A 25,832-nucleotide genomic window follows, 5' to 3' on the forward strand; every position below is an offset into this window, starting at 1 on the left:
ACACGGTCCCCTGGGTGTCATCGGCGGCGGAGCCAGCCGTGCTCGTATGCCGCCCAGCCGAGCTGGATGCGCGTGGTGGCCCCGGTCGCGTCCATCAGCGAGCGCACCCGGCGTTGGACGGTCCGCAGCCCGACGTCGAGCTGCCGCGCCACCCGGGCATCCGAGGCACCGGCGATGAGCAGGGACAGGACCTGCAGGTCGAACTCGTCGGGCCCAGGCTGCGACTCGACCACCTCCTCCGCCTCGGGCGAGGCGAACACCAGGGGCCACGCGTCGCGCCAGACCAGGTCGAAGAGCGACTGCAGCGACTGCACCAGCCCGGTCGCGTGGATCACCAGAGCGGCCGGGTCGGAGGACTCTGCCTCGAGCGGCACCATGGCGGTCCGATGGTCGGCGATGACGAGCTTGGTGGGCACCCGGTCGACGACGCGCACCTCCTCGTCGCGACGGAGCACGGCGACGAGCTCGGGCTGCGACGTCTGCTCGACGACGTCCCGCTCCAGGACGATCCGGTAGCGCACGCCCCGGCCGACCGCGATGTCCTCGGCCTGGTTCTCGGCGGCCGGGACCGCGGTCGGCTGGTCGTTGACGAAGGCACAGACCTCCTCGACGGCACCGAGCTGCAGCTGGTGGAACCGCTGGCCGACGGCGCTCGCTCCGACGACCACCTCGACGAGGTCGTGCACGTTTCCGGCGGCCTCCGTGCGGTGGATGTCGGCGAGCCGTGCGGCGGCCAGCTCGGCCTGCTCCAGCTCGTGGCGCCGGTCGTTCACCAGTGCCCGCAGCGCAATGCCCGGCGGGGCAGCCACCCACCTGCCTGGCGTCGCGGCCGACTGCGCCACCAGGCCGCGCTGCTCGAGAGCCACGAGGGCCAGCTCTGCCTCGGGGCTCGACACGTTGCTGCGCCGGGCGACGTCGGCCAGGCCGGTCGCGCCGATTCCGACGAGGACGCGGTAGAGCGCGGCCTCCTCGGGCGTCAGACCCAAGGCCCCGAGGACGTCCACGCAGGCTCCTTTCGCCATCCACGACACGTCACGGCGGCGGCACGCACCACACCAGAGGCCACGTGGCGTACCCCCGCCATGGCGCACAACCGCCTTGTCCTCATTCTTCCGGACGAACCGGTCACTCGGGCACTCTGGCGGCGCCGGGTCAGCCGGCGCTGGTCCCCCGGCGCTGGGTCGCCCGGCGCCGGGTCACCCCTCGTCCCGGCGTTGCCCCCTCAGCTGCGCGGGCCCGATCAGGCGGGCCCGCGCACCACCGTTCGGAGGAAGAGCATGCGCCCAACCTGGCGTTACAGCCTCGGAGTGGCGGCCGTCGCGGTCCTCGCCGCCACCGCGGCCACTCCCACTGCCTTCGGTCAGGACGTCAGCAGACGCCCGATCGTCGGCTCCGCCGCAAGCACCGCAGCCACCGCCAAGACCCACCAGGTCACCCTCATCACCGGCGACGTGGTCGTCGTCGAGGGTGCCGGCACGAAGTCGCCGTCGGTGACGGTCCTGCCTCGCGAGGACGGGACGGTCCCGACGGTGGAGACCCGGCGCGTCGGCAACGACGTGTACGTCTACCCCGAGGACGCCGCGAAGGCGCTGGCGGAGGGCAAGGTCGACGAAGAGCTGTTCAACGTCACCGGGCTCGTCGCGCAGGGATACGACGACGCGAGCACGAAGACCCTTCCCGTCATCACCACCTACACGACGCGGGTCGACACGCGTTCGGCCCCGACCACGCCGCAGGCCGCGACCAAGGGCAAGACGCTCCGCTCGATCGACGGCGTCGCGATGAAGGCCGACAAGGGCAACGCGGCCGAGTTCTTCGCCGACATCACGGACCCGTCCACCTCGGCGGGTGCGAAGGTCGAGAAGGTCTGGCTGGACCGCAAGGTGAGCGCCATGCTCGACCGTTCGACGAAGCAGATCCACGCGGACCAGGCGTGGGCACTCGGGCTGACGGGCACGGGCACCAAGGTCGCCGTCCTCGACACGGGTGCGGACGCCGAGCACCCTGACCTGCAGGGCCGCATCGTGGGCTCGCAGGACTTCACGGGCTCCTACGGCGGCGCGCTGGACGACCAGCACGGCCACGGCACGCACACCGCGTCGACCGTCGGCGGGTCCGGCGCAGCGAGCGACGGCCTGAAGAAGGGCGTCGCCCCCGGCACCGGCCTGCTCATCGGCAAGGTCCTCGACGACTACGGGTCAGGCTCCGACTCGGGCATCATCGCCGGCATGGAGTGGGCCGTCGCCCAGCGCGCCGACGTCATCTCCATGAGCCTCGGCCAGAGCGGCGCCCCGGGCGACTGCACCGACCCGATGGCGACCGCGGCGCAGCACCTCTCGGAGACGAGCTCGAGCCTGTTCGTCATCGCGGCAGGCAACTCGGGCCCCGCCAACAACACCGTCTCGAGCCCGGCATGTGCCCCAGCCGTCCTGTCCGTGGGTGCGGTCGACCGGGACGACTCCGCCGCCCAGTTCTCGAGCCGCGGCCCGGCGGCATACACCCACACGCTCAAGCCGGAGATCTCGGCGCCGGGTGTCGCGATCTCGGCCGCTCGTGCGGGCGGTCGTGGGGACGACGCCTACGTGTCCAGGTCCGGCACGTCGATGGCGACCCCGCACGTCGCGGGCGCGGCCGCGATCGTGAAGCAGGCTCACCCCGAGTGGACCGGCTCCCAGCTCAAGGCGGCCCTCGTGTCGTCGAGCGACCCGAACATCCCGGGCGACGTGCGCGCGTCGGGCGCCGGCCGCGTCGACGTCAAGGCCGCCCTCGACGAAGAGGTGACGAGCGAGGTCCTGCAGGCCGGCACCTTCGACTGGCCGCACCCCGCAAGCCAGCAGAAGACGCTCGATGTCCCCTACACGAACCTCACCGACAAGGACGTCACGCTGACACTGGCCGTGGCCGGCATGACCGGCGACGACGGCTCGGCCCTGAAGTTCCCGGCGGCCGAGCTCGGGGCGACGACCGTCACCGTGCCCGCCGGCGCCAAGGCCGTCGTGCCCCTCATGGTGAACCCGGCCGTCAAGCTCGACGCCGCTCAGTACGGCGACATCACCGGTCGCGTGGTCGCGAGGACGGCTGACGGCCGGACGGTCACGACCCCGTTCGCGATGTACGTCCAGCCGCAGACCGTGACGCTGAGGATCCGGATGACGGACCGCCTCGGCAACCCGGCTGCGGGCGCCTCGTCCGTCGACGTCATCAACACGGACTCGCCCAAGGGCGAGCGCCGCTCCAACAACGGCGCGGCGGAGCAGGTGTATGCCGTTCGGCCGGGGACGTACCTGCTGTCCGGTTACGTCCAGTCCCCCGACGGTGACAAGAACGCCCCGGCGTTGGACTCGATCGCCTACTTCGCTCGCCCCGAGATCACGATCTCGGGTGACACGACGATCGACTTCGACGCCCGCAAGGCGCACCTGCTGTCGGTGAAGACCGACCGGCCGAGCGTGGCCGCGTCGACGACGCTGACCTTCTCACGCCTGTGGGACGGTTGGATCCACGCCGGCTCGATGCTCGGCGGGTCCACCGTCAAGGCGATCTATGCCGACGTCCAGGGCAAGCCGCAGAACGGGACGTGGGAGCTCGGCACGTACACCCGCCGGTACGCGCCTGCGGTCGAGTCGATGTCGGTCGTCGGCGGTGCGACCCTGCACCCGACGGCTCCGATCATCACGGCCGCAGGTCTCGACGGGGCGGCCCAGGCCCCGGTCGTCGACGCCGGTGCAGGCACGGCCAGTGACCTGACGGCGGCCAAGGTGAAGGACAAGGTGGCCCTCGTCCGGCTCACCTCGCCCACGGGCAACCTGACCTCGGCCATGGCGAACCTCGCGAAGTCGGCCGGAGCCAAGGCGCTGCTGCTCTATCGTCCGGTGACGGGCCAGTGGTTCCCGAGCGTCGGCTTCCCGGCGGTCCCGGTCGCGGCATACGCGCTGCCGATGGCCGAGGGTGACGCCCTCAAGGCGGCGCTCGCCTCGGCCCCCGGCAACGAGCTGACCCTCGCGTGGAAGGCCACGGCTCGCAGCCCGTACGTCTACAACCTCGGCTTCACCGAGAACACCCCGGTCACCGACGACAAGACGTACGTCGTGCACGACAAGAAGCTCGGCAGCGTCGACGCGACGTACACCGCGATGGGTGTGGACACGGCGTTCGTCGGCTTCTCCCAGATCCGCCGCCCCGACGGCACCAGCCTCGCCGTGTCGAACTTCGACTCCGTGCCCGAGCCGGGCAAGCGCACCGAGCTGTTCACCGACGACGGCACACAGTGGAAGCAGTGGGTCATGTCGAGCCTGCCGTTCGGTGAGGCCATGGAGGGCCCGTGGCGGAGCTACCCGGCCGGCAGCACGCGCGCCGAGCAGTGGCACGGCGGCGTCATCGCCCCCACAGCGATCCACGACGAGGACGGCGTCGAGCAGCTGACGGCGGAGCGCCAGGGTGAGCTCATGGGCTTCGCGCCGCAGATGTACGGCGACGGCTTCGGCCACGCAGCCATGCCGGGCAGCTTCGGCGACGCCGGAAGCCTGCAGCTCAAGCGCGACGGAGTCCTGATCGGGTCGAGCCCGTTCACGTCCGGTGTCTTCGAGGTGCCGGCCGAGGACTCGCTCTACGAGCTGACGATGAACCAGTTCAAGTTCGGCCCCTCCGCCCAGTCCTGGAAGCGGTCGACGCAGGTGGCCACGACGTGGGCGTTCCGCTCGCACATCGAGCCTGACGTGTTCTCGCGGGCGCTGCCGCTGATGTTCCCGAGGGTGGGTCTGCCGGAGGACGGTCTGAAGACGCTCGCCGCATCGGGCGGCCAGCAGCTGTCGATCCGCGTCGACGGGCACGGCGGCTACACGCCCGGTGACATCACCGATGCCAAGGTCGCGTGGTCGTACGACGGCGGCACGACATGGACCGACGCCACGGTGACGAACACCGCCGGCGCCTGGACGGCGACGGTCGACCACACCGGCGCGTCGGGCAAGAACGTGACCCTCAAGGTCGAGGTCACCGACAGCTCCGGCGCCACGGTGACCCAGGTCGTGACCGGGGCGTACGCCGTCCGCTGACCCGGATCACTCGGGCCTTGACCAGCCCCACGACGTATGCCGTCCGCCCCAAGGCGGGCGGCATACGTCGTTCGGCGCGGAGCCGGCGGAGTATGCCGTGAGCGTGCGTCGGCGAGTGCCTGCTCGCTCTGCACGTAGCCTGCGAATCCGTACGGTGTGGGCACGAGGTCGTCGAGGGGCTGGGATCATGGTCGGTATGCCGCGTCGGACAGTGCGACTCGTCGCCGCGGCCATCGCTGGGGTGGCCGTCGCGCTGGCGCCGGTCGGGCTGGCATCGGTGGGGCTGGCGACCACGGCGCACGCGGACGACGCGGGACCCGTGCCGACACCGTCGCCGTCGGCGCTGGCCAGCATCGGGCCGGACGGTCGCGCGACTCCGGCACCGGGAGCACCGGTTGCGGCCCCGCCCGCACCGGACCCCTACCTGGACGCGCTCGGACGGACGACGGACGACTTCGTGTCACCGGTTCTGTTGCAGTTCTTCATCACGGTGACATCGGTGGTGACGAATCCGCTTGCGTCTCAGGCTGGTTCGCAGGCTGGTCTGCGGGCTGGCAGGCGGCCGCAGTCGGCGGCGAGCCTCGAGCCCGGCGGTGGGTCGAGCGCGCAACCCCGGGACTGGCAGCCGAAGGCCGTCATCAAGGTCCCGTTCGCCAGCGTGGCCACCAAGAGGGGGCGTTCGGCTGCACTGACCAAGGACCAGATCATCTGGGCGGCCTACGTGGCAGCCGCGAAGGTGGAGTCCGGGCAGTGCCACCTGCCTGTCATGCTCCTGGCCGCCATCGGCGAGGTGGAGTCGTCGACGCTCCGTGGCCGCACGCTTGATGCCGCACACGACGCCGTGCCGCCGGTGATCGGCCCCGCCCTGGATGGCGGCGCCTACCCGGCAATCCATGACTCGGACGGCGGCGCCCTCGACGGCGACCCGGTGTGGGACCACGCGGTGGGTCCGATGCAGTTCATCCCGGCGACGTGGCGGATCTGGGGCGCCGACGGCAACGGCGACGGCGTGAAGGACCCGCAGAACATCGAGGACGCTGCGCTCGCGGCCGCGCACTACCTGTGCGCTGGTGGCCGCGACCTGTCCCAGCCGGCCGAGATGCGGGCGGCGGTCCTGTCGTACAACCACTCCGTGCGCTACGCGAGCACGGTCCTCGGCATCGTCGATGCCGTGTCGTCGGGTGCCGTCGCCGGCCCCTGACTCGAGGTGACCGCTCGACTCTGGGTGGGGTGCGCCCACCCGCTCGAGGACGCACCCGGCATACGGCTGGGCGGAGCATCTGCGTTGCTCCACCACGTGACCCATCGCACACTCCCTCTGGACACCCTCAGGGAATGACCAGCGCCACGTGATAGTTAGTTGAACCGTGAATCAACTGCGTATCGTCGTCTCCAGCACGCGTCCCGGCCGCATCGGCCCCAAGGTGGCCCAGTGGGTCGCCGAGCAGGCCCCGGCCTCCGACTGGGAGGTGGAGCTGCTCGACCTCTCGTCGCTCCCGTTCTTCGACGAGGAGGACATGCCGCGCAACGGCAACTACGCCAAGTCGCACACCAAGGACTGGGCGTCCAAGGTCTTCGAGGCCGACGCGATCGTCGTCGTGACGCCGCAGTACAACCGCAGCTTCCCCGCCCCGATCAAGAACGCGATCGACTACCTCTTCGCCGAGTGGGACCACAAGCCGATCGCGCTCGTCGGCTACGGCTGGACCGGCGCGGCCGACGCCACCGCCGACCTGACCAAAGTGCTCGGCCACGTCAAGGCCGACGTCGTCGGCTCGACCGGCCTCGTGTTCACCCAGGACGTCTCGCCCGAGGGTGAGCTGACCGCGACACCCGAGCGCCAGGCGGAGCTTGCCGCCCTGCTCGAGGCGCTGTCGGCCAAGGTCGGCGAGCTGGAGTCCGTCACCGCCGGCTGACGGCTAGCTCGACGCGGGGGCCCGCAGCAGGCTCGTGCCGCCACGGTCTGCGACGACGGTCCAGCCCAGCTGGGCGCGCAGGTTGTTCGTCACGGCCAGGTCGTTGTCGACCAGGGCGTAGGTGCACCTGTTCTCCGCGGGGTACTTCTCCCAGCCCGGCAGGGCATTGATGAAGTCCAGGTAGTGCCGGATGTGGGCCTGGGTGTAGAGCTCGGCGCGGGGGTCCTGGGTCACCTTGACGTTCGGGTGCTGCAGGATGAGCCACCCGCCGTACTCCCACACGTTGCAGACCACAGTCCCCTGTGGCAGCGCAGCGATGTCCTTGTCGAGTGCGTTCGGTCCGAGCCCCGGCTTCGCCGCGACGAAGGGCGCCATCACGGCCGCGAGCACGAGCCCGACGCAGGCGAGTGACGCCGTCGTGACGACCTCACGTCGCGTCATCCGCTCCGCCGGGATCGGGAGGACCGCCTGCAGAGCCGCCGCGGCCATCGGCGCAGCGATCGCTGCCGCGATGGCCACCGTCCTCGCGTAGGTGATGGCGAAGAAAAGGACGAGCAGCGCGAGCAGTACGAGCGGAACGCTCTGGCGGCTCGGCTTCCGGGCGACGGCGACGATCAGCGGGACCAGCATCACCAGGACGACGAGAAGCGGCAGATACGTCGCCTCGGGTGGCTGCCACTCGGTGATGTACTGCGTCACGTCGTGCACCTGGAACGGCGAGAGCAGCAGCCGCGGGCCGACCGGCGTGGCCATGGCCACGACGACGGACAGGACGGGGATGAGCGCCAGGCGGGCGGCCTCGCGCATCGACAGCAGCCTGGCGACGAGCATGCCGACCAGCACCACGCCGCCGATGACAGCCCCCACGAACCACAGCCCGTGCGAGCACGCCCAGACCCACGAGATGGCGATGAGCCACCAGCGCGGCTTCTTGTCCGAGATCGTGTCCATCCATGCCGAGGTCGTCACCATCGCGAACGCGAACGAGACCACCTGGGGCCGAGGCGAGAGACTCCCGGCCATCCCGACCGTCGTCAGCGCGAGCAGGATCGAGGTGATGAGCAGTCCGGACCTGCGCCGGCAGACCCACCAGAGGGTGGCGAAGATCGCGACCGCTGCCAGCGACCGAAGCCACGCAACCCCGGGCAGCCCGAAGTGGTCGTACGCCTGGAACATCAGCAGCTGCGGGAGCCACTGGTTGAAGATCCACGGCAGCTGCGACGAGGCGCTGTACGGGTCGTTGATGACGAAGTCCCAGCTGCCCGAAAGCAGCTCGCCGGCGCGGATGTGCCAGAAGGTGTCGGGGTCCGAGATCGACTGCAGGACCTTCACGGCACCGAACGCGATCAGGATCCCGGGAATCGCGACACGTATCCCATAGCTCACGACTCCGGCCGGAGCCGCGGAATCCTGGTCGTCCGGTTCCGTCGATGCCGGGCTGGTGGTCTTCGTCGTCGAGGTCACGGTGATGGTGGAGATTGCGCGGACCGGTCAGAAGCCGGAGAAGGCCTGGATCATTCGGATGGCTCCCGGGCCGATGATGACGACGAACAGCGCCGGAAGGATGCAGAACATCAGCGGGAACAGGATCTTGATGGTGACCTTCTGAGCCTTCTCCTCCGCCTTCTGCTTGCGCACCAGCCGCATGTTCGTCGTCTGCTCTCGCAGCACAGCGGCGATCGGCAGGCCCAGCCGGTCGGCCTGCACCAAGGCGGTCGTGAAGCTCTTCACCTCGGGCAGGGTCACTCGTTCGCCCATCGAGGAGAACGCCTCGCCGCGCGACTTGCCGATCTGGATCTCGGAGATGACACGGGCGAACTCGCCCGCGATCGGACCTTCGACGTTGCGCGCGACCTGGAGCAGCGCGGCGTCGAAGCCCTGGCCGGCCTCGACACAGACGCTGAGCATGTCGAGCGCGTCGGCCAGGCTCTTGCTCGTCTGCTCCTGGCGGCGCAGGGCGGCGTTGTAGAGGAGCAGGTCCGGCAGGAAGAAGAGCGCGCCGCCCAGCACAGCGGCATACAGCACGCCCACCAGCTGGAAGTCGCTGTAGATCACCCCGAGCAGCACCCCGAGCAACAGGGCGGCGCCCTTGGCGCCCATGATCCGCTCGACCGTCCACGGCGCCGGGTTGCCGGCCCGGTCGAGCATCGCGGTCAGACGCTCCTCGGCACCGCTCGGCGACAGCTTCTGGGCCAGGCCACGCGTGCGTTCGAAGATCGGCGTGACGAACCGGTCCTTGCCGCCGAGGTCGCTCTTGACGGCGTTGCGATGGTCGACCTGGTCCTCGATGAGCAGGAGCGACTTGGCGACGCCTCGCGGCTCGCCGGACGACAGGCCGAGGGTCAGGATGCCGACCAGCAGGCCGACGGCCAGAAGGCCGGCGGCGAGATAGATCGGGTTCATGTCCATGTCAGACCTCGATCTTCACGACTTGGCGCATCCAGAAGATGCCGATGATCAGGGCGACCAAACCGGCGGCGCTCATGATCAGCCCCAGTGGGTGCGTCCAGAGCAGGCTGACGTAGGCGTAGTTGGCCCTGAGCATGTAGAAGAACAGCAGGATCGGCAGTCCGATGAGGATGTACGCCGACAGGCGACCCTCCGCGGAGAGCGTGTTGACCTGACGCCGCAGCGACTCCCGCTCTCGCAGCGTTCCCGCGGTCGTCCTGAGCGTCTCTGCGAGGTTGCCGCCGACCTCGCGCTGGATGCGGATCGCCAGGACGGTCCAGTGCATCGACTGGCTGTCCATCCGGGCCGCCACCCGGTCGAGCGCGTCGGAAATGTCGGTCCCGATCCGTGTCTCGGCGAGTGCGCGGCGGAACTCCTTGCCCGCTGGTTCCGCAGCGTCCTGCGCCACAGCCTCCAGCGCTTGGGGAAGCCCGAAACCGCTGCGAAGGCTCGTCGAGATCAGCGTCAGGAGTCCGGGCAGCTGGGCCTCGAACTTGTTGGCGCGGCGGTTCGCCATGATCCTCAGCCAGATCGGCATGGCGATGATCCCCAGGACGGCACCCGCGGCAAGCCCGAGCAGCTTGGCGTCGCCGGCGAGGAGGAACCCCAGGGAGGCACCCACGATCACCGCGACGACCCGCAGCAGCAGCCACTCGCCGGCCCGGAAGGGCAGGTCGGCACGCTCGATGAGGGCCATGGTCTTGCTCGTCGACTTCCGGTCGGCCATGACACGCTCGCCGAGGTCGACGAGCTGGGTCGCCAGGGAGCTCTGGACGGCCTTGATCTCCTTGCGGGAGAAGGACATTCCGCTGCTGGCGACATACTCGTCGATCGAGGCGACGCGGCGCTCGCGCCTGGTCTGCAACGACGGCATGAGGACGATCGCGGTGAGCAGGAAGAGCGCCAGGGCCAGCGCCAGGCTCGCGATCAACGGGGTCTTGTCCGTGAAGTCGACCGAGCCGAGGGAGAACTGTCCCTGTGCTGCGGCCGGCGGGGTGGCGACCGGCGTCGCCGCCGGCGTGCCCGTCGGTGCGGGAGCCGGGGGCGTGCCGAACGCGACGGTCTTGGCAAAGTCGAAGTCGGTGTCGCCGGCCTTGCCGGAGATCTCGTACTTGTGCTGACCGGTCAGGGTCTCGGGCACCTCGACAGCCCACTGCACCTGGCGGTTCAGCGCCTGCGCCGAGGTCTGGAAGGCGGACGACACTGCGGCTGAGTTGCTCGCGGAGACGACGGACCCGCCACTCGCGGCTGCAAACGCCTTGAGCGCGTTGGTGGCGTCGGGGTCGCTCGTCTTGAACGCAACGACATCGACGCGGATGTCACGCCCTTGCAGGCGAGTCACGGTGTTCTTGAGCGCGAGGGCCTTGTTGACGGCCATGGTGTCCGCGCCGTCGCTGAGCAGCACGATGCTGCGGTCGCCCGTGGTGCCGAGGGCGACTGCGGCGTCCTGGACGCCGTCATAGAGACTCGTGTCACCTCGGGCCACCAGTCCGTTGATGACGCGTTGTGCGGCAGCGCGGTCCAGGGTCGGCGGCAGGTCGACGCCCGCAGTGTCTGCGAACGAGGCGACACCGACCTTGACGTCCGCCGGGACGGTCTTGAGGTAGGTCCGGGCCGCGGACCGCACCGTCGCCATCCCCTGTGCGCCCATCGAGCCGCTCGTGTCGATGACGAGGATGGCCTTGCGGTCGCGCTTCGGAGCCTGGTTGATGGTGGCGGGGTACTCCTTGCCGTCGACCGTGACCTTGAGGCTCGACGGGTCGACCTGGACGTCCGACTTGCTCCGCAGGGTAAGCACTCCCGTGAGAGTCGACGCGTTGGCGTCCGTCGACGTCTTGACGTCGCTGAGCCCGACAGTGACCGGGTCTGCGGCATGGGCGATGCCGGAGCCCAGCACCACCGTGCCCAGCGTCAGTCCCAGCACGCTCGTCAAGGTTGCGACGCGCTGGCGCATACGGCTCACAGGCCCACCCGGGAGAAGAGCGAGATGGGGAGGTCGACGCCGAGGTCGGCGAGGTCCTGCGTGAACTTGGGACGTATGCCGGTCGGCACGAGCTGGCCGAGGAAGCGGCCGTGTTCGTCGCGGCCGGCCGAGTAGTCGAACGTGAAGATGTCCTGGAGGGTGACCACGTCGGACTCCATGCCGACGACCTCGGTGACCTGGACGATGCGGCGCGAGCCGTCCTTGAGGCGCGACTGCTGGACGATGAGGTCGATGGCGCCGGCGACCTGCTCGCGGATGGCGCGCACGGGCAGCTCGACGCCGGCCATGAGGACCATCGTCTCCAGGCGGGAGAGGCTGTCACGGGGTGAGTTGGCGTGGACCGTCGTGACCGACCCGTCGTGACCGGTGTTCATCGCCTGGAGCATGTCGAGGGCCGCGCCGTCGCGGACCTCTCCGACGATGATGCGGTCGGGACGCATGCGCAGGCTGTTGCGCACGAGCTCGCGGATCGGGATCTCGCCGCGACCCTCGATGTTGGACGGGCGGGCCTCGAGCCGTAGCACATGGTCCTGGTGAAGCTGGAGCTCGGCGGCGTCCTCGATCGTGATGATGCGCTCGTCGTCGGGAAGGAAGGAGCTGATCACGTTGAGGGTCGTGGTCTTTCCGGAGCCGGTGCCGCCGCTGATGACGATGTTGCGACGGCCTTTCACGCAGGCCTCGAGGAAGTTGCGCACACTGACGGACATCGTCCCGAACGAGATGAGGTCGCGGTCGGTGAACGGGTCGGCCGAGAACTTCCGGATGGTCAGGAGCGAGCCATCGAGCGCGATCGGCGGCACGACCGCGTTGACACGCGAACCATCGGGCAGGCGGGCGTCCACCATCGGGCTCGACTCGTCGACGCGCCGGCCGACCCGGCCGACGATCTTGTCGATGGTCCGGCGCAGGTGGGACTCGTCGGAGAAGCTGGCGTCTACCGGATAGATCCGGCCGTCACGCTCGATGTAGATGTCGTCCGGCCCGTTGACCATGATTTCCGAGACCTCTGCGTCGCGCAGGTAGGGCTCGAGTGGGCCGTGGCCGAGGATGTCGTCGGAGACGTCCTGGGCGATGCGGGTCCGGTCGGAGTGGGACAGGGGCGTCTGCTCGGAGTCGATGACGTCCTGCAGTGTCTGCCGCACCTGCGCGGCGAGCTCCGACTCCGACAGGTGGGGGTCGTAGAGCCGCGGGCCGAGGGACTCGACGAGCGACTGGTGCACCCGCTCCTTGACGTTGGCGAACGGGTCGGCACCCCGTCTGCGGGCCGCGCCGTTCTGGGGCCTGACGGGGGCGTGTGTGGCGGGCTCAGCGATCTGCGACTGCCGGGCGCGGTCGAGACGGTCGGCCAGGTTGCTCATTTCTTACCCCCGAAAAGGCCGAAGCTGCGCTTCGCGCCGTTCTGCATGTCCTCGCCGAAGCGGCGGCGGATCTCGTGGTCGGCGAGGTCCCGGATCGCGACCGACACCGGGTTGCGCGGGTCGTCGAGGACGATCGCCACGCCCCGGTTGATCGAGGCCGGCACCGAGAGGCTGTTGGGGACGTTGGCCGAGATCGGTGTCTTGAGCGCAGCCTCGACGTCGTCGGCCTTGAGGCCCACCTTCGCGTCGGAACGGTTGAGCACGATCGTCCGTGCTTCTTTCGTTGCTCCGAGAGTGTCGAGCGTGTTGATGGCGATACGAAGGTTCTTGACCGCCGGGATGTCGAGCGTGGCGATGAGGACCGTCAGGTCGCTGACGTCGAACGCTGCGAGCACGTGCTCGGTGAACGATGGTGGCGTGTCCACGATGATGTAGTCGTACTGGATGCGCGACACCCGGAGCAGCTCGACGACGACGTGCGACGGAACGCGGTCGGCATCGGCAGGGTCAGCCGGCGCCGCGATGACATCGAGACCGCTGTCCTGATGCGTCGTGACGACCGACTGGACGCCCTGCTCGTCGAGGTGTCCGCTCATGGCGACGACGTCGCGGACCGAGCCGTGCGGCTGGAGCTGGAGGCTGATCGCGACGTCGCCGAACATGAGATCGAGGTCGACGAGCAGTGTCCTCGCACCGGTGGACGCGAGGTACGTCGCAAGGTTCGTCGACATCGTCGTCTTGCCGACGCCGCCCTTGGCGCTGAAGACGGTGACGACCTTTCCGTCCCGCCCGACCCCGTGGGAGGTGTGCCCGGCGAGCTGCTGCGTGAGAGACAGAGAACGGCGCACCGCTTCCGCGAGCGCCGTCTGGTCATCGGCCTGCACGACTTCTCGGACACCGCTGCGCAGCGCTTGTGCGAGGGCAGTGATGTCGAGGCGATGGCGCAGCAGGATGACGCCGAGCTCGGGACGGTCGACCCGCTCACGGTCTGCGAGCTCGCATGCCGACTCGAGGTCGATGTCAGGCCCGATGACGACCAGCGTCTGGGTCGGGTCGTCCTCCAGGGCCCGGCTGACCCGGGCACTGGAGTTCATCTGGATCGCGTCGCCGCCCAGCGCGAACCGGTAGTTCTCGGTGGCGACGGGGTCATAGTCCCAGAGGATCGTCATCGACTCACCGCATCTCTGAGCTGGAGATCCGTGACCTCCAGACCCGGGTCGACCTTGACGTCGGAGCCTCGGAGGGCCGCATACAGGACCCGGTTGTTGATGCCGTGGATGAGCACCGGGGCATCGGACGGCTTGACCGCGACGGTGACGAGGAAGTTGCCAGTGGCGCCCTGCGTCGTCGTTGCCTGGCCGTTTTCCGGCTGCTGCGCCGCCGCACCGGCCAGCGGCGAGTCGCCCATGCCGATGACGAGGACATCGCTGAGCAGAAGGCTCGTGCCGTGGATGTCGTTGTCGTTGAGGATCTTGGCCTCGGGAGTGTCGCGCAGGTCCTTGATCTTGTACGACTGGTAGATCGCGATGTGCGAGCCCGGCGTGACGAACTTACCGACGCGAGCCGGGTCAGACAGCGCGACCGACACGGCGAGCATGCCGCTCGGCACCTCGATGGCCTTGGTGCCGACCGGCGTCGTGCCGAAGCCTGCCGCGAGGAGATACTGGCCGGGCGGGATCTCGGACAGCGCCAGCAGCGAGTTGTTGTCCGCGTTGATGTCCTGCAGGGCACCTGCCGGCACCGCCTTCGCGGCGACCGACGTCTCGGCGATCAAGCCCGTACGTTGGGCGTCCTTGAGGGTCGTGCCCGTCGGGATGAGCTGTTTGGAGACCCAGACGGTTGAAGGGGTCTGCTCCGCGATCGCCCGTTCGTCGGCGTTCTGCGCATACATGATGACCAGTGCGCCGCCGCCGACAGCAAGAAGAACGGCGACGATGATGGCGAGAATGCGACGATTCATGTAATTCCCTCGAGAGTCTTTCTGGCTGGTCAGCCGGCAGGAGCGATCGTTGTCGGACCCCGCCCGGTGGTCCCGCCGCCGATGCTTCCGACGGGCCGGATGGGCGAGGTGAACCAGCCCCACATGCAGGTGCTCTGGTAACGCTTGTACTGGGTTGTGCTTGTGTCGATGCAGGTCGAGTCGCGATAAGCCGCGACGTTGTCGTTGTACGCGACGACATCGGCGACGCCAGGAATGCCGGACATTCCGGCGACGAAGAATGTCGATATCCCGTTGACGGTGAAGACAGCGCTTCCGCCCGTCCCGGTCACCGCAGTGATCACGGGAATGTCAACCTCCTTGCCGACGAAGCCAGGCAGGACGGTCTTGCAGTCCGTTGGCATCGACGCTCCAGGGTCGCTTTCGATCGTCCCGTTCGAGAGGAAGGCTGCCAGGCAGTTGTCAGTGACGTTGTCGCAGGCGGCTGGCGGGTTCGCCATCGTCTTGCAGGTCTTGACCCATCCGAAGCCTCCAGGAGTGAGCTGGCCCGACTGCGCAGAGAGGTCCTGCCCACACGGGAACTTCGCGGCAAGTGCCGCGGTCTCGGAGCCGTTGACGTGCGCGAAGATCTGGGTCATCCGGGGCCAGATGTCGCCGCTGCCGTCACCGTCGACATCCGGGTTAGGAGCCGTAGCGGTCGGGTCTCCCGGCGCGGGCGTGTACGGCGGCGACGGTGCGAACTTGGTGCCATTGGCGGTGGCTTGGTTCCAGTTGCAGATCCCGAGGACGAGGGGCAAGCTCGGGTTGCTGGCGCCGATCGGACCCCACGCGGCGCGAGCGCAGGCGGTCACAGTGGTCCCGCCGCCGCCTCCGGTGATCGCCTGCGAGAAGAACTTCGGCAGGACGGTCGCCCCACCGCCCGACTCGGTGTACGTCCGAGTCTCGACGTACTTCGTGTTCGGGTCCATCGAGTCGTTGAGCGGGTTGCACTCGCTCATCTGGCTGGCCACGCCGGGGCTCGTGCATGCCGGCAGCGTCGGGACGTTGTTGCCGCAGATCCCGGTGTCCGGGACCCGGGTCAGAGCGTCTTTGGAGTTAGCATTCGCGAGCGGCTTGAGCCGCGTAGACGCGTCCGCCGCCGACGCGCACGCCTGTCCGGCCCCGGTCTGACCGTTTGAACATGCCTGGGCCAGCGCCAAAGACGTCGCGTCCGTCGCGTTCTGCAGCTGGCGGCGCTCGAACATGATGTTGCCGACATCGACGCTGAGCGCCAGCATGCCCATGATGACCCCGGTTGCCGCAAGGATCGCCACGAGCGTCGCGACGGCGCCCTGCTCTCCTGCTGGCTTCCCGAAACGCAGATTCAGCCACCGCATTGCATCACCGCCGTGGAAGAGAGAGTGCCGTTGAGTCCCCAAGTACCCCCGACCAGAGCGATCGCCGGTCGCATGATGATCCAGCTGAAGGGCGCCGACGCCGTTACTTGCGCGCTGGCATTCGGGTCTGCCGGAGTCGGACAGAGCCTGTCCGGCGACGTCGTCGAGATGGTCAAGGATTGGACTGCCGGGGCGCCCGCGGTCGCACGAGCCGTGACCTTGGCTGTATAGGTGGAGTCGCCGGCGAGAACGACCGCGGCACGCGCCCCTTCGCGCGCCGCGTTCGCGAGCTGAATCTCGAGGAAGAAAGCGCGGCCGAAGTCGACGATTCCTGCGATCACCATGAAGAGAACCGGCATGAGAATCGCGAACTCGACTGCAGAGGTGCCCGACTCACGCTTCGACGAGCGACGCCTGACCGCGCCTCGCGGCTGCCACGGCAGGGCATCGTGGGACTGTAACTGGGTGGGCACAAAGGTTCCGCTCAGAGCGCGTCGTTGACGGTGTTGAACGCACCGCTCACCGTCTGGCCGAGGGCAAAGACGATGGCGATGATGACGGCGGCAATGAGTGCGACAAGCAGGGCGTACTCAACTGCAGTCGCCCCATGCTCGCGCACGCCCCGAAGGCGTGTCACGAGGTTCCGAAACAGCCCATACACGGTAATCCCTCCCAAGACCTCCCAGGTTGACCTGGCTGTGCCAGGTGAACCCTGGCCGGAGCCTACCCGCTCCGGCGTGGTGGATCTGATTGGCGCCCGGGCACGCGATGGCATGCCCGGGCCGCCTTCGCGTCAGAGCGCGTTGTTCACCGTGCTGAAGGCGGTGCTGACCTTGTTTCCGACCGCGGCCACGATCGCCACGATGACGGCGGCGATGAGGGCGACGAGCAGGCCGTACTCGACGGCGGTGGCGCCCTTGTCCTTGGCGGCGTGGATGCGGGTCTGCAGCTTGGCAGCAAGCTTGGTCATGAAGAGATCCTCCCTGGAAACGGGCCACCCGATGTGGTCCCCCGGGGAGCACCGTAGGCGACTGCCAGACAAGTGTCACCAGAATCCCGAAATTTGACATGTAACCCGCAGGACGGGCATGATCCGCCCCCCGAACCGGTGTAGATGGTGCATCATCATGCGGGAATGCATTTGCTTGGGGGATCGATGACCGGGATGGCGGACCAAGCGCTTCGGGGACCAGCCACTAGTGACGAAGCGTCACGCCGGCGGGCTGCGCTCACGGCCGCGGCGCCTGCCGCAGCGGTGGCGATCGCCATGGTCCTGCTGGCCCGGTCGGTGACCTTCGGCGCCGACGCCAGGTGGCTCGCTGCACTCGGACACCACATCGCCACGACGGGGCGCATCCCGGCCGGGGTGCCCTTCGCTGCTGCCGACTCGAGCTCGTGGGCGAACGTCCCCGTCCTCGGCGAGCTCGTCTTCTACGCCATCGACGACATGGGCGACTGGGCCCTTCCGGCAGCCCTGGTCCTCGCCGCCGGAGCGCTGCTTGCACTGCTGGCGCTCGAGGCAATGTCAGCCGGCGCGGGGAGCCTGCCGACGGCCGCAACCGTCATCGCGGTCACCTTCGGCGCTCTACCGGTTCTCGGCATCGTGCGTGCTCAGTTCCTGGCGTTCGTGCCCGCGGCGCTCCTGGTCGTCCTGCTCAGGCGTCAGCACGAGCGACCGACGCGGGCCATCTGGTTGGCAGCTCCGCTTCTTGTCGTCTGGGGCAACCTGCATGGGTCGGCGCTCGTCGGAGTGGCGCTCCTCGGCGCTTACCTGGTCGCCTCCCGGATCCGTGTGCCCGGCCAGGCGTTCACCGCTGTGGCCGTCGGCCTGGTGGGGGTTCTTGCCCTCGCGGTCAACCCCGCCCACGTGAACACTTGGCGCTACTACACGTCCGTCCTCACCAACGAGGCGGCCACACGACGGCAGGAGCTGTGGGCGCCGCCGAGTCTGGACCGCCCGTTCGACGTGGCGCTGATCGCTGTCGCTTGCGTCCTCGTTCTCGCTGTCGCGCTGTCGCGGGCGGCGTCCGCTTGGGAGTGGGTCGCCATCGTGGGTCTGGGAGCCGGCACGCTGTTGTCGGCCCGAAACGGCTTCTGGCTTCTCGTCATTCTGTTCGTCCCGGCGGCACTGGCGTTCACCCGCCTGGGAGCTCGGGGCCGGGCCGGTGAACCCGGGCGCCACGCCGTGCGATCGGGACCCGTGGCTGGTGTCGTGCTGGGCCTGGCGGCGCTCGCCTCCGTGGCGATGCTCGCCATGCGCGGCGGGTCGTTCGTCCCGGCGACGCTCGTCGACTCTGTGGCGTCGCAGTCGACGGGCAGGACGGTTCTGGCGCCGGGTTCCCTCGCGGAGGACCTCGCCGCCGGCGGCGTCCGGGTCTGGATGTCGAACCCGATCGACGCGTTCGACCGGTCCGACCAGGCAGACTACCTCGACTACTGGCACGGGGTCGAGACGGCGAGCCGGGTCCTCGAGCACGTCGATGTCGTGGTCGCCCCGACCGGCTCCGAAGGCACGCGGCTCGCTGTGGAGCATGGCTTCGACGCCGTGGCCACGACCGACGGCTACGTCGTGATGAAGCGGCATACGGCCCGATAGCTGGCGCGAGACGACAAGGCGCCTCAGGGCGTCGGGAGACTCAGCCCCACGTTCACGTCATCGGGCGACACTGCCTCAACCGTTGCCGACGACAGGATCGGAAGTTTTGCGAGCTCTCTCAGCAGTGCGAGGTCCTCGACGGCCCCCCGCTCCTCGATCGAGAGCGTCGACTGGCCTGGTGGAAGCGGGAGCTCCAGGTTCAGCGTTCTCGACTCGCCTTCGCCGACGGTCACCCAGTCGGTGTCGCGGAGCCCGTGGAGCCTGAACCGGTTGGTCGAGAAGGTTCCACGAATCTCGATGGCCACCCGGACGTTCTGGGTCCGATCACTCATGTTGCTGAACCCGATGCTCGGGGTGGGGCCGAGGCGCTGGACCGGGCCGGTCGACTCCGGGACGGCAAAGACGCCGCCGAACCCGGCGACCACCGGGTGGAAGACGCGCTGCCGCAGGGTCGTCAGCTGGTCGGGTGTCAGGCGACCGTCCAGGGACTCTGCCGTGGGCCTGAGGTCGTAGGCGCGAAACAGCCCGTCTCCGGTCTGGGCAATGGGCGACCCCAGGGCTGTCGCCAGGCCGTGAATGGTCTCGGGTATCCGTGTGTCCGCCTCCTTGTGGACCACGACCCCACAGAAGCCCGCCGCCGCGAGCTGGTCTCCCAGGGCGACCGGATCGGTGAGCGGTAGTCCAAGTTGCCAGTCGGACGCCGCGGTGCCCTTGATAGCGCCGAAGCTCCAGGAGAGCTGCGGTGCCGCGACCCCAAGTGCGAGAAAATCCGAGAGTGCGTCGTCTTCCACCTCAGGGAACTGCACCACCGGCAGCTCGAACATCCTGCACTGTGGGCCCCACCTTGCCGCCACCTGCGTGCCGAACTCGGAGAGCGAGGCGAGTCGAGCCCGGTTGACCTCGTACGCTGGGGCGCGCGCCGGGTTGGTCTGGTCGAGCACGCCGACGAGGAGCAGGACGAGCGCGGCGCAGCGGGCTGCCGCCTTCCAGCCGCGCGAAGCCAGCCACGAGATCCAGAGGCCGACTGCCAACAGCCCGAACATGGCGATGAAGGCAAAGAGGCGTGACCACGTCCGAATCTGGGGCGTCACAAAGACCGCGACCAGGGCGTCCAGGCCACCCTGCCAGAAGTAACCGATGGTGATCAGCGCGCTCACGGCGATCGCGGACACGACCGAGGCCTCGCGGGCCTTGCCAGACAGGAGGCGGGACAGCGCAACCGCCAGGACTCCGACCACGCCGATGAGGGCGACGACGCCGATCGCATCCGACTCGTGGTAGTTCTCGGTCCGTGCCAGGTACACGTTCGTCAGCGTCGCCAGACTCGCGACCCGGTGGCCCGACCATGGCAGGAACAGGTCGATGAGCTGACCCGCCCAGTTCTGGGAGTCGACGAACGTTCGCCCCCAGGCCATCGGCCCGGTCACGGTCTCGCCTGAGATGCGCATGCGCGCGAACACGATGCTGCCCAATGCCATGAGAGCCACGAGCGCCGAAGGCAGGGCGAGACGGAGGGCACGCCCCAGGTCCCTGTTGGCCAGATAGCGAAGAGCCAGGATCGGGGCGATGATCACGAGGGTGAACGCGACGTAGTAGATGTCTCCCAGCGCTATGCAGACAAGCATCAGCAGACGACTCACCGGCAGACGCCGACCGAACACCGGCACGAACAACCGAGCGCTCGGCGATCTCCAGAAGCTCCGGCCGCGACAGGTCTCGATGATGAGGTAGGCGGCGAACGGGATCGCCCAGTATGCCGTGAGGAACAGGTGCTGGAAACGTTCCTGCTGCCCCGGCAGGACAGCGAAGAGGACGCCGGCCATCACGGCCGCCGGACGGGTGATCGAGTACTGCCGCGCCAGCCAATACATGGCAAGCGCCGATGCCGGGAAGCACAGGAAGAAGTAAAGGGCCATTGTCGTCAACGCATCGCGCGTGAGCCACTGAATCAAAGTCAGGATCCAGACGTGCAGGTCGTCGCCGGTGGACGACCACCCAGTGCTCATCCCAAACGGCGCGCCGAAGGTCAGGTTGTTGGCATATGGCCCGTAATCGACATAACCCCGGACCAGCGCAGCCACGTGGAGGAAGTCCACGGACAGGCCCAAGGGGGTCCCTGGCCGCCATCTCCAGACCTGCAGAGCCTGCGTGGCCGCGACCGAGGTCAGCACGACCACCGCCACCGGGCCGGCGGCTGCTCGCAGGCGTGAGCCCGACGGGCTCACCCTCGATCCCACCACGGTCCCTACGCTCCCCGGTCGCACGAGGGGTCAGTCTGCCTGACGTTGGTATGCCGCACGCTGCGTTCCCGAGATAAACGTGCTGGCCACGGTCAGCCCACGACCTCGTCGCGACTCTCAGGCTCGGACTCCAGCTCGGACGCTACGTATCGCTCTGCCAGTGCGTCCGCTATGGCGTCGTCATCAGCCTGCTCGACGATGGTCGGCAGCTCGATCCCGGGAACGCCGGCACGCGGGCCGTCGATGCGGCTGTCTTCCTTGATCAGGTACATCGGACGCTGCATAGACCTGAAGTGCAGCCTGCCGACGTACTCCCCGAGAATGGCGATGGAGAGCATGACTGCGCCGCAGACGATGGCCAGGAGCGAGGCCAGCGTGGTGAAGCCCGCCACCTCGATGGAGCCCATCCAGTACCTGACGAGGACCGTCACCAACAGCGCGAAGCCCAGGACCGAGCAGAGAAAGCCCATCCACGCGACGAGCTTCAGCGGTGCCGTCCCATAGCCCGTGACCATGTTCATGGCGTGTCGGGCAAGGCCCATGAAGGTGTAGGCCGACTGCCCGACCGCCCGGTGTGCCATCCGAACGGGCACCCGCCGGACCGACGTCGTCGTCCAGCTGAGCAGCACGTCCACGGAGGCGAACGGGTCGGCGACATGGGCAAAACCGTCCCGAAGGTCAGTCCGGAAGGCTCGCAGGGCACTGACGTCGCGAGCGTTCGGCACTCCGGCAACAGCCAGGCCGCCCTTGACCAGCCGAGAGGCCAGGGAGCGGGCAAAACCGTGCTCTTCGACGTCACCAACGCCGTACACCAGGTCCACTAAGGGGTTCTGCAGGGGCTCGAGAAGCTTTCCGAGCTCCTCCGGCAGATGCTGCAGATCGTCGTCCATCGTGACCGTGACCTCGAACCTCGACCGGGAGAGGCCTGCGAGGATCGCGTTGTGCTGGCCGTAGTTCCTGCGCAGGAGCAGACTCCGAACGGTGCGCGGATGCCGACGCTCGAGACGTCGCGCCACGGCATACGTGTCATCCGGTGAACCGTCGACGACGAGGATCACCTCGAAATCGTCCGTCCACGCGGGCAGGGCACGGTGGAGCCTTTCGACAAGGTCCGGGAGTGTCTCCCTGGAGCGATAGCACGGAACGACGACCGACACCTTCATCGGATCAGTATCGACGCTGACCCGCTCGCCCGTCGGTCAACGGCCACTCCGGCGGAAACTGAGCCGTAGATGGCTCAGGAACGAGATGCCGGCGACGACCAGGATGGCGAGGAGCTGGGCTATCCATGGGTCCATCCGGACTAGCTCCACGAGAATCGGTGTGGCGACGGCACCCAGGATCGCGCCTCCTGCCCATACGCCGACAAACCGTGTGAAGTCGACGAATACCGTACTCCCCGGGCCGAAGACGAGGGACCGGTAGGCGACAAACGCCACCGGGATGACCACGGCTTGCGCGCAAAGGATCGACACCATGTAGGGCAGGTCGGTCGTCAGGAACAGCTTGAGCACCCCGAGGTATCCAAGTGTGGTCGCACCCGCGACCACGACGTACCGGATGGGCAGGGCGCCAGTTCGGCCGCCCTGAGGGGGTGTCAGCACCCTGCGAGACTAGGCCCTGTCGCGATGCAAGACTGGCGCCGTGGAGCGAATCATGTTCTCGGCGCCGTTCCGAACCGGCCTGGAGCAGGAATACCTCGCCGAGGTGCTGGCATCGACGCACTGGCATGGCGACGGCAGCTTCACCCAGCGAGCAACAGAGTGGCTGATCACGTACACGGCAGCCTCGGCGGCCACGCTGACGACCTCCGGGACCCACGCTCTCGAGATGGCTGCGATGCTGCTGAACCTCGGGCCGCACGACGAGGTGCTTGTTCCGGCATTCACGTTCTCCTCGACTGCCAGCGCAGTGGCCCTCCGCGGCGCGACTCCGGTTTTCGTCGACATTTCGCCTGACACGCTCAACATGGACCCCAACAAGGCCGGGGAGGCCATCACACCCCGGACCAAGGCAGTCTTCGTGTTGCACTACGGCGGGGTCGCGGCCGACATGAATTCGATCATGACGCTCGCGGGCGACCACGCACTGGACGTCGTCGAGGACAACGCGCACGGCCTCGGCGCATTCAGCGGCCAGCGGCACCTGGGCACGTTCGGAACCTTTGGCATTCAGAGCTGGCACGACACGAAGAACATCACCTCCGGCGAGGGCGGGGCCCTGCTCATCAACGATGCCTCGTATCTCGAGCGGGCCAACGTCATTCGTGAGAAGGGCACGAACCGTACGGCGTTCCTACGCGGAGCCGTCGACAAGTACACCTGGGTCGATCACGGGTCGTCGTATCTGCCCAGCGAGCTGCTCGCCGCCGTGCTCCTTGCACAGTTCGAGAACTTCGAGCTGATCCAGGCCCGACGCCATGCTATCTGGGACCACTACGCGTCCGCTCTTCCCGACTGGGCGGGCGCGGTCGGAGCGCGTCTCATGGCGGTGCCGGAGGGATGTCGCCACAGCGCACACCTGTTCTATGTCGTGATGCCCGAGGCGGAGGATCAGCGAGGACTCATCGACCACCTCGCCTCACACGACATCGTCGCCACCTTCCACTACCAGCCGCTGGACTCGTCACCTGCCGGTGTGGCCCTCGGTCGTGCGCCTGAGCCCTGCCGCGTGACTGAAAACGTCGCCGCCAGACTTGTCCGGCTCCCCCTTCATGCTGGGATGTCTGTCGACGACGCGCGACGGGTGACAGAGGTCATCTGCGCCTACCGAACCCGACGCCGATGACCTGGGCATCCTTGAGTGGTGACGAGCTCGGCTTCCGGCCCAGTCCCCTTGAGTCCTCACGCTTCGGAGTCACCGTCGGTCGGCTGAGCGTCGGGTGGGACAGTGAGGAGCCGAAGGCCGCCGAGTTCGTCGCGGTGGTGTTGAGCTCGGCCGAGGAAGAGCTCATCATCGCGCGATGGCCAAGCCGGATGCTCACGCTCGGTGCGGTGGCCGCACAGTCCGGTCGTGCGGTCCTCCATGCCGACGCGCTCGTCTACTGGGAGGCGCCTGCAGCTGTCGTGCTGAACGCGACTGAGGCCACGCCGGACCCGAGCATCCACGTCGGCCCCGCGTCGCGCGATCCGGAAACGGCCGTCGAGGCGGTCCGAATGATCGTGGAGGACTCGTTCCAGGCATATGGCAACCATTACCTCGCGAACCCCGACCTGTCTGCCGAGGCCGCGCTCGCCGGATACGTCGAGTGGGCTGAGCGGACGCTCGAGGACCGCCCCGACGATGTGATGCTCATGCGCGTCGACGGAAGACCCGTCGGCGTCGCGACCCTGATCTTCGACACGGATGCAGACGACCTCGAGATCGAGCTCGCCGGTCTTGCTCGGTCAGCCCAGGGACAGGGGCTCTACGGGCGCCTTCTTGGTGAATGCGCTCGCCAGGCAGCGTCCCGCGGATCCAGCAGACTGTTGATCTCCACCCAGGTCCAGAACATTCGTGTCCAGCGTCTGTGGTCGCGTGCTGGCATGGTGCCGCTCGCGGCATTCGACACCATGCACGCTACGACGCCTTCCATGCCGCGCGCTGCGACCTAGGGGTACGTAGACGGGCCGGTCGTCGTGAAGCTGAACACTCGCGTGATCCACACGTACTGTGCGACCAGGAAAAGGAGAATGACCAAGACCAGCGGCAGCCATCGCAAAAGCCGGTGGTACCGAGCTGGCACCACAGCACTGGGCATCTCGACGAACGGCCACAGCGGCGCGATGCTCAACATGAGGTACCGCACAATGCTGGGACTCGGGCGGGATGCAGCAAGCAGGTAGAGGGGATAGGCGAGCCCCCAGCCCCTCAGCTCCACTCCCCAGCTCCGGGCACCGGGCCGTAGCGCAATCAGTACGACAGCCAGGGTGATCGCTACTGCGATTATCGTCGCCGGCGTCAAGGACAGCGCATCTGCAAACCATCCTCCGCCAAGGGGACCACTCCCGACCTGGTTCACCGGCCACGCAGAAAGCGTGTCCAGATAGGCATTCGGATGCCCCGAGGCAATGCCAGCGATGAGCGGCCAGAGACCCAGGAACAATCCGGTCACAGCGGCCGTGACGACAACCACCACGCGATCGCGCGTCGTGAAACCACGACCTTCGGAGCGGAGTCGCACCAGGCCGTGGACCAGAATGACGACCGCCAGCGGAAGCACGATCGGTCTGGTGAGCGACAAGCCGAGCGCGACCAGGACGACGAGCGAGTACCTACGCCGGCTGAGGGCGAACAACGCAGCGACGAGCAGCAGGAGCGCCAAGCTCTCCGCGTAGGCAGTTTGGAACAGCACCGCGGTCGGATACGCACACAGGCAGGCCAGGAGCGCTCCGGCGTTGAACGCCCCCGCTCGTGGAAGCACCAGACGATAGAGCATCACCATCGCCACGGCCCCGAGACCGATGCTCAACATCCACGCGCAGACCGTGAACGGCAGCGAGGTGACGAACATGAGTCCGCGCACGAGCATCGGATAGAGGGGCAGGAACGCCCACGCGTTCTCAGTGACCTTTCCGTCCACCATGGGAATGGGCACCGGATAGCCGTTGGTGGCGATCGTGTGGAACCACTGACCGTCCCAGTTCGCGAGAACGCCGAAGTAGCCTGGCGCTTCCTGCATGGGAAGACTGACGTGATAGGCAGGTCCATCCTGAATCATCGCCATCTGTCGGTTCGCGCCAATCGAAAGGAAGATGGCGGAGACCGAACCGAAGGCCGCGAAGATCCCGAGCGGCACGAGAGTGGCCCGGTCGCGCACCATCGCCAGGATGGCCTGACGTAGTGATCTGCGGTGAGTCGGTGTGGTCATCGGGGCGACCCTATGCAGTCGGCGGAGGTCCCGTGACCGGTTCGGGCAGGTTCGACACAGAACAGGGTGGCT

The 25,832-nt window shown here is 68.1% G+C and carries 21 protein-coding genes; 6 read left to right on the plus strand and 15 right to left on the minus strand.

What is annotated here, in order from left to right; translation table 11 throughout:
- Nucleotides 1-17: 17 nt before the first annotated feature.
- Nucleotides 18-1,004, minus strand: coding sequence for a helix-turn-helix domain-containing protein (locus ACWEOW_RS14960; protein WP_452270007.1), 987 nt, complete (start codon nucleotides 1,002-1,004; stop codon nucleotides 18-20).
- A 273-nt stretch (nucleotides 1,005-1,277) separates the two neighbouring features.
- On the opposite strand from ACWEOW_RS14960, the gene ACWEOW_RS14965 reads away from it, so the two are divergent.
- From ACWEOW_RS14965 to ACWEOW_RS14975, 3 genes are all read left to right on the plus strand, one after another.
- Nucleotides 1,278-5,054: a S8 family serine peptidase gene (locus tag ACWEOW_RS14965; RefSeq protein WP_452270008.1), complete on the plus strand. Its 3,777-nt coding sequence runs from the start codon at nucleotides 1,278-1,280 to the stop codon at nucleotides 5,052-5,054.
- A gap of 196 nt (nucleotides 5,055-5,250) precedes the next feature.
- The gene (locus tag ACWEOW_RS14970; RefSeq protein WP_452270009.1) at nucleotides 5,251-6,255 is read left to right on the plus strand and encodes a lytic transglycosylase domain-containing protein; all 1,005 of its coding nucleotides are present in this window, start codon (nucleotides 5,251-5,253) and stop codon (nucleotides 6,253-6,255) included.
- A gap of 166 nt (nucleotides 6,256-6,421) precedes the next feature.
- A complete protein-coding gene (locus tag ACWEOW_RS14975) occupies nucleotides 6,422-6,970 on the plus strand; it encodes an NADPH-dependent FMN reductase (RefSeq protein ID WP_452270010.1) in 549 nt (182 codons plus the stop codon).
- A gap of 3 nt (nucleotides 6,971-6,973) precedes the next feature.
- Here the strand turns inward: ACWEOW_RS14975 and ACWEOW_RS14980 are convergent, their stop codons facing one another.
- The 10 genes from ACWEOW_RS14980 to ACWEOW_RS15025 all read right to left on the minus strand — a co-directional run bounded on the left by ACWEOW_RS14980 (nucleotide 6,974) and on the right by ACWEOW_RS15025 (nucleotide 17,045).
- Nucleotides 6,974-8,434, minus strand: a complete 1,461-nt coding sequence (locus ACWEOW_RS14980) for a hypothetical protein (RefSeq protein WP_452270011.1) — start codon at nucleotides 8,432-8,434, stop codon at nucleotides 6,974-6,976.
- A gap of 27 nt (nucleotides 8,435-8,461) precedes the next feature.
- Nucleotides 8,462-9,379: a type II secretion system F family protein gene (locus ACWEOW_RS14985; RefSeq protein WP_452270012.1), complete on the minus strand. Its 918-nt coding sequence runs from the start codon at nucleotides 9,377-9,379 to the stop codon at nucleotides 8,462-8,464.
- 1 nt (nucleotide 9,380) lies between these two features.
- Nucleotides 9,381-11,372, minus strand: coding sequence for a type II secretion system F family protein (locus tag ACWEOW_RS14990; RefSeq protein ID WP_452270145.1), 1,992 nt, complete (start codon nucleotides 11,370-11,372; stop codon nucleotides 9,381-9,383).
- Between the two features lie 5 nt (nucleotides 11,373-11,377).
- The gene (locus ACWEOW_RS14995) at nucleotides 11,378-12,760 is read right to left on the minus strand and encodes a CpaF family protein (RefSeq protein WP_452270013.1); all 1,383 of its coding nucleotides are present in this window, start codon (nucleotides 12,758-12,760) and stop codon (nucleotides 11,378-11,380) included.
- On the minus strand, nucleotides 12,757-13,929 hold the full coding sequence (locus ACWEOW_RS15000) for an AAA family ATPase (RefSeq protein ID WP_452270014.1): 1,173 nt from the start codon (nucleotides 13,927-13,929) through the stop codon (nucleotides 12,757-12,759). Before ACWEOW_RS15000 ends, ACWEOW_RS14995 begins: the two co-directional genes overlap by 4 nt.
- Nucleotides 13,926-14,720, minus strand: a complete 795-nt coding sequence (gene cpaB / locus ACWEOW_RS15005) for a Flp pilus assembly protein CpaB (protein WP_452270015.1) — start codon at nucleotides 14,718-14,720, stop codon at nucleotides 13,926-13,928. The genes ACWEOW_RS15000 and cpaB overlap by 4 nt, the downstream gene beginning before the upstream one ends.
- Before the next feature lie 29 nt (nucleotides 14,721-14,749).
- Nucleotides 14,750-16,075 carry a pilus assembly protein TadG-related protein gene (locus ACWEOW_RS15010; RefSeq protein ID WP_452270016.1) on the minus strand — a complete coding sequence of 442 codons (1,326 nt, stop codon included), beginning with the start codon at nucleotides 16,073-16,075 and terminating at the stop codon, nucleotides 14,750-14,752.
- Nucleotides 16,063-16,548, minus strand: coding sequence for a TadE/TadG family type IV pilus assembly protein (locus ACWEOW_RS15015; protein WP_452270017.1), 486 nt, complete (start codon nucleotides 16,546-16,548; stop codon nucleotides 16,063-16,065). Before ACWEOW_RS15015 ends, ACWEOW_RS15010 begins: the two co-directional genes overlap by 13 nt.
- A gap of 11 nt (nucleotides 16,549-16,559) precedes the next feature.
- Nucleotides 16,560-16,712, minus strand: coding sequence for a Flp family type IVb pilin (locus ACWEOW_RS15020; RefSeq protein WP_452270018.1), 153 nt, complete (start codon nucleotides 16,710-16,712; stop codon nucleotides 16,560-16,562).
- A gap of 156 nt (nucleotides 16,713-16,868) precedes the next feature.
- Nucleotides 16,869-17,045 (minus strand): Flp family type IVb pilin, encoded by a 177-nt coding sequence (locus tag ACWEOW_RS15025; RefSeq protein ID WP_452270019.1) that lies wholly within the window; start codon nucleotides 17,043-17,045, stop codon nucleotides 16,869-16,871.
- A gap of 165 nt (nucleotides 17,046-17,210) precedes the next feature.
- Here ACWEOW_RS15025 and ACWEOW_RS15030 point away from each other — a divergent pair, with 165 nt between their 5' ends.
- Nucleotides 17,211-18,671: a hypothetical protein gene (locus ACWEOW_RS15030; RefSeq protein WP_452270020.1), complete on the plus strand. Its 1,461-nt coding sequence runs from the start codon at nucleotides 17,211-17,213 to the stop codon at nucleotides 18,669-18,671.
- Nucleotides 18,672-18,694: 23 nt separating this feature from the next.
- Here the strand turns inward: ACWEOW_RS15030 and ACWEOW_RS15035 are convergent, their stop codons facing one another.
- From ACWEOW_RS15035 to ACWEOW_RS15045, 3 genes are all read right to left on the minus strand, one after another.
- Nucleotides 18,695-20,896, minus strand: a complete 2,202-nt coding sequence (locus tag ACWEOW_RS15035; RefSeq protein ID WP_452270021.1) for a hypothetical protein — start codon at nucleotides 20,894-20,896, stop codon at nucleotides 18,695-18,697.
- 107 nt (nucleotides 20,897-21,003) lie between these two features.
- Nucleotides 21,004-22,074: a glycosyltransferase family 2 protein gene (locus tag ACWEOW_RS15040; RefSeq protein ID WP_452270022.1), complete on the minus strand. Its 1,071-nt coding sequence runs from the start codon at nucleotides 22,072-22,074 to the stop codon at nucleotides 21,004-21,006.
- Nucleotides 22,075-22,110: 36 nt separating this feature from the next.
- Nucleotides 22,111-22,515: a GtrA family protein gene (locus ACWEOW_RS15045; protein ID WP_452270023.1), complete on the minus strand. Its 405-nt coding sequence runs from the start codon at nucleotides 22,513-22,515 to the stop codon at nucleotides 22,111-22,113.
- 40 nt (nucleotides 22,516-22,555) lie between these two features.
- On the opposite strand from ACWEOW_RS15045, the gene rffA reads away from it, so the two are divergent.
- Both rffA and ACWEOW_RS15055 read left to right on the plus strand, forming a co-directional pair.
- Nucleotides 22,556-23,698: a dTDP-4-amino-4,6-dideoxygalactose transaminase gene (gene rffA, locus ACWEOW_RS15050; RefSeq protein WP_452270024.1), complete on the plus strand. Its 1,143-nt coding sequence runs from the start codon at nucleotides 22,556-22,558 to the stop codon at nucleotides 23,696-23,698.
- The gene (locus tag ACWEOW_RS15055; protein ID WP_452270025.1) at nucleotides 23,695-24,504 is read left to right on the plus strand and encodes a GNAT family N-acetyltransferase; all 810 of its coding nucleotides are present in this window, start codon (nucleotides 23,695-23,697) and stop codon (nucleotides 24,502-24,504) included. Before rffA ends, ACWEOW_RS15055 begins: the two co-directional genes overlap by 4 nt.
- Here the strand turns inward: ACWEOW_RS15055 and ACWEOW_RS15060 are convergent.
- Nucleotides 24,501-25,760 (minus strand): hypothetical protein, encoded by a 1,260-nt coding sequence (locus ACWEOW_RS15060; protein WP_452270026.1) that lies wholly within the window; start codon nucleotides 25,758-25,760, stop codon nucleotides 24,501-24,503. The two genes, ACWEOW_RS15055 and ACWEOW_RS15060, sit on opposite strands and share 4 nt — an antisense overlap.
- Between the last annotated feature and the right edge of the window lie 72 nt (nucleotides 25,761-25,832).

It is taken from the genome of Monashia sp. NPDC004114 (genome assembly GCF_053603855.1).

Excerpts from the sequence above, each read along its gene's own strand:
- ACWEOW_RS14965 (WP_452270008.1), top strand. The coding sequence starts at position 1,278 with ATGCGCCCAACCTGGCGTTACAGCCTCGGAGTGGCGGCCGTCGCGGTC.
- ACWEOW_RS14970 (WP_452270009.1), top strand. The coding sequence starts at position 5,251 with ATGCCGCGTCGGACAGTGCGACTCGTCGCCGCGGCCATCGCTGGGGTG.
- ACWEOW_RS14985 (WP_452270012.1), bottom strand. The coding sequence starts at position 9,379 with ATGGACATGAACCCGATCTATCTCGCCGCCGGCCTTCTGGCCGTCGGC.
- ACWEOW_RS14990 (WP_452270145.1), bottom strand. The coding sequence starts at position 11,372 with ATGCGCCAGCGCGTCGCAACCTTGACGAGCGTGCTGGGACTGACGCTG.
- ACWEOW_RS14995 (WP_452270013.1), bottom strand. The coding sequence starts at position 12,760 with ATGAGCAACCTGGCCGACCGTCTCGACCGCGCCCGGCAGTCGCAGATC.
- ACWEOW_RS15000 (WP_452270014.1), bottom strand. The coding sequence starts at position 13,929 with ATGACGATCCTCTGGGACTATGACCCCGTCGCCACCGAGAACTACCGG.
- cpaB (WP_452270015.1), bottom strand. The coding sequence starts at position 14,720 with ATGAATCGTCGCATTCTCGCCATCATCGTCGCCGTTCTTCTTGCTGTC.
- ACWEOW_RS15010 (WP_452270016.1), bottom strand. The coding sequence starts at position 16,075 with ATGCGGTGGCTGAATCTGCGTTTCGGGAAGCCAGCAGGAGAGCAGGGC.
- ACWEOW_RS15025 (WP_452270019.1), bottom strand. The coding sequence starts at position 17,045 with ATGACCAAGCTTGCTGCCAAGCTGCAGACCCGCATCCACGCCGCCAAG.
- ACWEOW_RS15030 (WP_452270020.1), top strand. The coding sequence starts at position 17,211 with ATGCATTTGCTTGGGGGATCGATGACCGGGATGGCGGACCAAGCGCTT.
- ACWEOW_RS15040 (WP_452270022.1), bottom strand. The coding sequence starts at position 22,074 with ATGAAGGTGTCGGTCGTCGTTCCGTGCTATCGCTCCAGGGAGACACTC.
- ACWEOW_RS15055 (WP_452270025.1), top strand. The coding sequence starts at position 23,695 with ATGACCTGGGCATCCTTGAGTGGTGACGAGCTCGGCTTCCGGCCCAGT.
- ACWEOW_RS15060 (WP_452270026.1), bottom strand. The coding sequence starts at position 25,760 with ATGACCACACCGACTCACCGCAGATCACTACGTCAGGCCATCCTGGCG.